Source organism: Brevibacillus borstelensis, from assembly GCF_037834415.1.
In the GTDB taxonomy this organism is placed as follows: Bacteria; Bacillota; Bacilli; order Brevibacillales; family Brevibacillaceae; genus Brevibacillus; species Brevibacillus borstelensis_A.
The window spans coordinates 1-5310 of the sequence record NZ_JAUMSJ010000076.1; the positions used below are offsets into that span (position 1 = coordinate 1).

The 5310-nt window shown below is 45.5% G+C and carries 4 protein-coding genes and 1 pseudogene; 4 read left to right on the top strand and 1 reads right to left on the bottom strand.

The window, feature by feature from the left end; all coding sequences use genetic code 11:
* Positions 1-241 precede the first annotated feature (241 nt).
* Both Q3F21_RS26895 and Q3F21_RS26900 read left to right on the top strand, forming a co-directional pair.
* Positions 242-796 carry an RNA polymerase sigma factor gene (locus Q3F21_RS26895; RefSeq protein ID WP_340259621.1) on the top strand — a complete coding sequence of 185 codons (555 nt, stop codon included), beginning with the start codon at positions 242-244 and terminating at the stop codon, positions 794-796.
* Positions 793-2496: a DUF4179 domain-containing protein gene (locus Q3F21_RS26900; RefSeq protein ID WP_340259623.1), complete on the top strand. Its 1704-nt coding sequence runs from the start codon at positions 793-795 to the stop codon at positions 2494-2496. Before Q3F21_RS26895 ends, Q3F21_RS26900 begins: the two co-directional genes overlap by 4 nt.
* A gap of 357 nt (positions 2497-2853) precedes the next feature.
* Here Q3F21_RS26900 and Q3F21_RS26905 read toward each other — a convergent pair whose 3' ends face one another.
* Entirely contained in the window at positions 2854-4236 is a 1383-nt protein-coding gene (locus Q3F21_RS26905) for a PLP-dependent aminotransferase family protein (protein ID WP_340259625.1), read from the bottom strand.
* Positions 4237-4358: 122 nt separating this feature from the next.
* Here Q3F21_RS26905 and Q3F21_RS26910 point away from each other — a divergent pair, with 122 nt between their 5' ends.
* Positions 4359-4976, top strand: coding sequence for an FMN-binding negative transcriptional regulator (locus Q3F21_RS26910; RefSeq protein ID WP_340259627.1), 618 nt, complete (start codon positions 4359-4361; stop codon positions 4974-4976).
* Between the two features lie 66 nt (positions 4977-5042).
* Positions 5043-5310, top strand: a pseudogene (locus Q3F21_RS26915) (LysE family translocator); the annotation flags it as partial.

The window sequence follows — 5310 nt, forward strand, 5'->3', positions numbered from 1 at the left end:
GTACAGGAAAGAAGCAGAGAGGATGCTATGTGAAATATGACTGCGACCTCTCGCCCTTGTCGATAGCACTCCAACGCTATTTCACCAAGGTTGTTTTCCCAATCCCATATGTTTCAGCAACAGCCCTATTCCGTTTGTAAAAAAAAGTTGCGATCTTTTCCCTCCATTTTCCGTCGTATATAAGTGTACAGCAAAAAGGCGACAGCTGCGCAGCGCACCTTTTTGAATGGGAGGAGAACAGATGCAGGACGACAAGATGATCGTGGAAGAGGTCCTCCGGGGCAACAAAGAGGCCTTTGCTCAGATCATACAAAAATACAACAAGCGAATCTTTTTGCTGATCCGCAAGATGCTGGGGCAACCGCTTCATGAGCAGGACATCGCTCAAGAAATATTTATCAAGGTGTACTATCATCTGGGCGATTACAACAAAAATTATGAATTTGGGGCATGGCTGTACAGGATCGCGACCAATCACTGTTTCGATGAGCTGCGCAGCCGCAAGCGGTCGATAACGGTAACGGACGCAGAAGTAGAGCCGGCCACCAGCCATACGCCCGAAGCGGAGTACCTTGTCAAAGAACAAAGCGCCTATGTGCAGGATCGGATAAAGGCCTTGGATTCGAAGTATCGAGTCGTCCTGGAAATGCGGTATCTCCAGTACATGAGTTATGAAGAAATCAGTGAAAAGCTGGGTGTTCCGATCAGCACGGTACGAACGCGGCTGTCCAGAGGAAAGGCCAAGCTGAAGGAAGCGCTGACGAGAAGAGGTAAAGGAGGGGACTGCTATCTATGACATGCCTGGACAAAGACATGCTGGATGCTTATCTGGAAGACGTACTTTCCTTGCAGGATAGACAAAACGTACAAAATCATCTGCTCACCTGCTACGCTTGTCAACTGTTGTTCGAGCAGTATGTGGACGAGTTGGATACATGTGGGGAGCAGGAGGAATGGCACACCGATGCCGTCATTCAGCAAGTCATGGAAAAGGTTCCTCCGCATCCCCTGAATGTGCTGAGGCGGGTCGATCGACACCGAGCCAAAAAAATAGACTGGAAAAAACGGAGTGTGGATATGATGAAAAAAACGACGATTGCCGTAGCGGGACTGGCTGTGGTTGTGTCCTTGGGAACACTCGTATCTCCGACTTTCGCTTCTTATGTGAATGGACTTTACTATGCGGCCAACCCGATAAAAGGGCCGTATACCGATACCGAAGGCATTGTCGGCTTGTTCGCAGAGGATCAGACGGATAAAGGAGCACTGCTAGCTGCCGAGAAAGGCTATGTAAAGCCGCTCAACCTGAAAGTCACGGATCAGGGCCTGACGATGGAAATGAAGGCAGTGCTGGCCGATCCTGCTCGAATCATGGTTCTGGGTTCGCTTACCGACAAGGATGGGAAAAAGCTGGATACGTTCTGGCAGGATCAGTTCAGCAGAATTTCCAGTGCTAATGTGGAACAGTACAGAGTCATCCGGCTAAAAGACAAAAATGGGAACGTATTGAATCCACTTTTGAAAGATCCGGATCTTCCAGGTTCATTTAGATGGATGCCCCTGCCGAACGGTGAAAACTTTGTAATCGGGCGTGATCTTGCCGAATTATTTGCCGATCAGAGCAAGCTGCCGGACGAAGCGATACTCGAAGTGCATGTAAAGCAATTGGGCGAGACAAAAGGAACCTGGAACTTTGATATTCCGATCGACCTGCGGCCGGCAAAAGCGGCGACAAAAACGGTCTCCGTCCAGCAGCAGTTCACGACACCGCAAGGAGAAAAGATCGACCTCAAGGAAGCCCGTTTTAGTCCGAGCGCAGCGCAATTGCAGTTTGCCACGAGTGGGGGAGAAGGACGGAACAAGGGTGTCCGGTATAACTTGATTGATGAGCAGGGAACGATTCTGGCTTCCTGGGATGATTTGTACAAGATTTACGCCGATGAGTCCGGTGTGAAGTTGATGAGAAATGCAATCCTGAGTTTAAGTCGCGGTGGAATGTTAAATGCGGGGCGTCTAACTGATAAAAACGTTTGGGTTCATTCCTTCGCTCCGATTGATAGCGCAAAAAAAGTAACAATGAAACTGGATGCTGTCTATACCGCAGAAAAAGCTGATTTTCGGGCAAAGCTCTCGATTGCTGAACTGAATAAAAAACCGGTCACTGTAAAAGAGGGAGGAAATACGTTTACGTTTACAAAGGTCGAAAAGAAAGAAGACGAGAAGAAGATGGTCTACACCATTGATGTGGAGGGGATCTTGGCAAAGGATGTTGCCGGTATTGCGGATGACTGGCTGGCGACAGACGAGAAGGGCGACTCCAATACCTTTTCATTCATTCCGAAATTGACTGTCGCGGAGGACGGAACAAGGAAACTGAATGCCAAGATTAAGATCAGGACAGAGAATAAAGACGTGAAAGAGTTCACGATCACGTATGATGAAAAAATCAAACAGCATGACGTGAACTGGGAAGTTCCGATCCAGGTAAACGAATAGCAGCGCTTTCAAGCAAAGAGACATAACAATGGTAGGCACCTGACAATGGCAGTTTCCCCTTTAAGCAGACGGCAAAAGAGAATTCTCTTGCTGTTTGCTTGGAGGGGATTTTCAATGGGGGCCACTGGAATGCAGTTTAAACAATCAAGCGAAGTTGGATGCTAGAAAGATTAATGGCCGGGGGAAATGACATGGAACGGTTTTACGTTTGTTGCCGGCCCGGAGCAGCTGATCAATCGGATGGATATTTGTGAAACTTACAGGAGAGATGGCAAATAAATAGGCTGCCTCGGCAGCCTGAACGATCGAACCTCATTTGTGCAATGATGAATGCTTCTGCAAACATGTGATGTATTTTCATAACCAAGCCTTTTTTAAGAGCTTCACGCCAAGCCGGATTTCATCACATGATAAATTGCTGAAACCAAGTTTAATAATCGGTTTATCGGTTTTGTTTTTAATGAAGAACAGTGAAGTAGGATAGACTTTAACCCCCTGCATGGACGCTTGTTGAATGAGCCATTCTTCTGAACGCTCCAAGTGTACTTTGACTAATAAGTACAAACCGGACTGCTCGCCAATTATGGATATATTTTGCTTGAAATGATTCCTTAACTCAAAAACCAAGTGCTGCATTTTTCGTTTATACACAAGGCGCATGCGTTTAATATGGCGATTCCATTCCCCTTCTTCCATAAATTTCGCCATTGCGAATTGGCTAAGCAGTGAAGCGGTGCTCTCGAAATGTGTGAATTGCTTTTTGTAACGGTTTAAAAGTGGCTGTGGCAGCACCATATAACTCAAACGAATTCCCGGAAGAAAGCACTTCGAGAAATTTCCGAGATAAACCACTCTCGTTGAATCTATGGAAGCGAGAGCGGGAAATGGTTGTTGGGTATAGCGAAATTCACTGTCATAATCGTCTTCGATAATATATCCTTGCATCTTGTTTGCCCAGTGGATAAGCGCATGCCTTTGTTGAATGGGCATGCTTACCCCGTATGGACTGTGATGGGACGGCGCCACATAAATTAATTGAGATTTCATATGTTCCAAGTGTGAAAAATCAGCACCTGTCTCATAAACGGGCAGTGTTTCAAGCGTAAAACCGTTTAGGTAAAAAGCTTCCCTAGCGCCAACATAACCAGGATCCTCCACAATAATGCTGGAAAAATCATGTCGCAGGACAAGACCGAGATACACAAGCATTTGCCCGGTACTGCTACCGATAATGATTGCATGTGGATCTGTTCTCACCCCGCGAGACTGGAGTATATAGGCTGCGATTTGTTCGCGTAGGCACAATTCGCCAAACGGTTCCCCGTATCGGAAGCTGTCCTTTGCCGTTAATACTTGATTCGAGATCCTCCTCCACGTTTTTAAAGGGAAATGCGATTGATCGACGACGTCTGCCCGGAAATCAATGCGAACAGGTGGTACCGGCTCTGTTTGCTTGTGAGTAGAAGAGCTGCGAGGAGTCTCTTGAAATAAAAGGGGCTCCAACTCATTTACAAAATAACCTTTTCGGCCCTCTCCACGAATATACCCTTCGGCAACAAGCTGTTCATATGCCATTAATGTCGTATTACGGCTTACATGCAAGGAATCTGCAAGTTGACGAATGGAGGGCAATGGCTCATCCGCCTTTATGTCGCCTTGCTCAATAAATGATTTAAATTTCTCGTAGATTTGTTTGTATTTGGGAGAGCTGTCTTTGAAGGTAAAAATGGCATTTTTCATTTGCATTCCCCTGACATGTGCATTTTTTCAGTATTGTACCTTTTAAAATGTCAGTTTGAATACTATCATACCGTGTAAAGGATAGCTGTTGTATGTCAAAAATAGGATTGGGGAGATTTCAAATGTATATCCCGGAGCATTTTTCGATGAAGGAAGCAACTGCTGCCTACAAGGTCATACAGGAGAACAGTTTTGCAACATTGTTTTCCATTCATGAAGGAATGCCCTTCGCTACACATTTGCCTCTGCTGTTGAATAAGGAGAAAACCTGTTTGTACGGTCATTTTGCCCGTCCGAACCCGCAGTGGCAGGACATTCAAAATCAGACAGTTTTAGCCGTTTTCCATGGTCCTCATTGTTATATCTCTCCCTCTTGGTATGAGACCAATAAAGCGGTGCCAACGTGGAATTATGTGACCGTTCATGTTTACGGAGAAGTTGAGCTAATCCGGGATGAAGTCGAGTTGATGAGTTCCTTGAATGATATGGTATTGAAGTATGAAGCCCCTGACAGTTCTTACAGATTACAGGATGTAGATGCGGAATTTCTCGCTGGGATGAACAAAGGCGTTCAAGGATTCAAAATAAAAATCGATCGGATTGAAGGGAAAGCAAAGATAAGTCAAAACCATTCCTTGTACAGACAAGAGCTGGTTATCAAACAGTTGGAACAAATTCCACATCCAAACGAGCAACAAATTGCCTCCTTGATGAAAGCGAACCTTGAAAATAAAGGGTAACCTTGCTTTCACCAATCAAGGCGGAGCCTAATTCAATCATGGGCAAAAATACAACAGGGAGCTGCATCTGATGGAACGGCTTCTGAAATTCCAAAAGTCCCTCGCAAAAAATTACGAAAGATTTTTTGCGAATCAGCGCTCGTAGAAGTCATGAATCCGAAGACAGCACTCTTTTTTTTAGCCTTCTTTCCGCAATTCATATCACCTTCTGCTGGATCGGTCACTGCACAATTTTTGCTTTTGGGAGCTATATTTATTATCCTGGCTTTTATTAGTGATGGTCTGTATGCAGTTCTTGCAGCAAGTATCAGAAAGCGGATTGTGGGCAGGAGAG

Bases quoted from the DNA above. Each gene is read 5' to 3' on its own strand.
- Q3F21_RS26895 (WP_340259621.1), top strand. From the start codon at position 242: ATGCAGGACGACAAGATGATCGTGGAAGAGGTCCTCCGGGGCAACAAA.
- Q3F21_RS26900 (WP_340259623.1), top strand. From the start codon at position 793: ATGACATGCCTGGACAAAGACATGCTGGATGCTTATCTGGAAGACGTA.
- Q3F21_RS26905 (WP_340259625.1), bottom strand. From the start codon at position 4,236: ATGAAAAATGCCATTTTTACCTTCAAAGACAGCTCTCCCAAATACAAA.
- Q3F21_RS26910 (WP_340259627.1), top strand. From the start codon at position 4,359: ATGTATATCCCGGAGCATTTTTCGATGAAGGAAGCAACTGCTGCCTAC.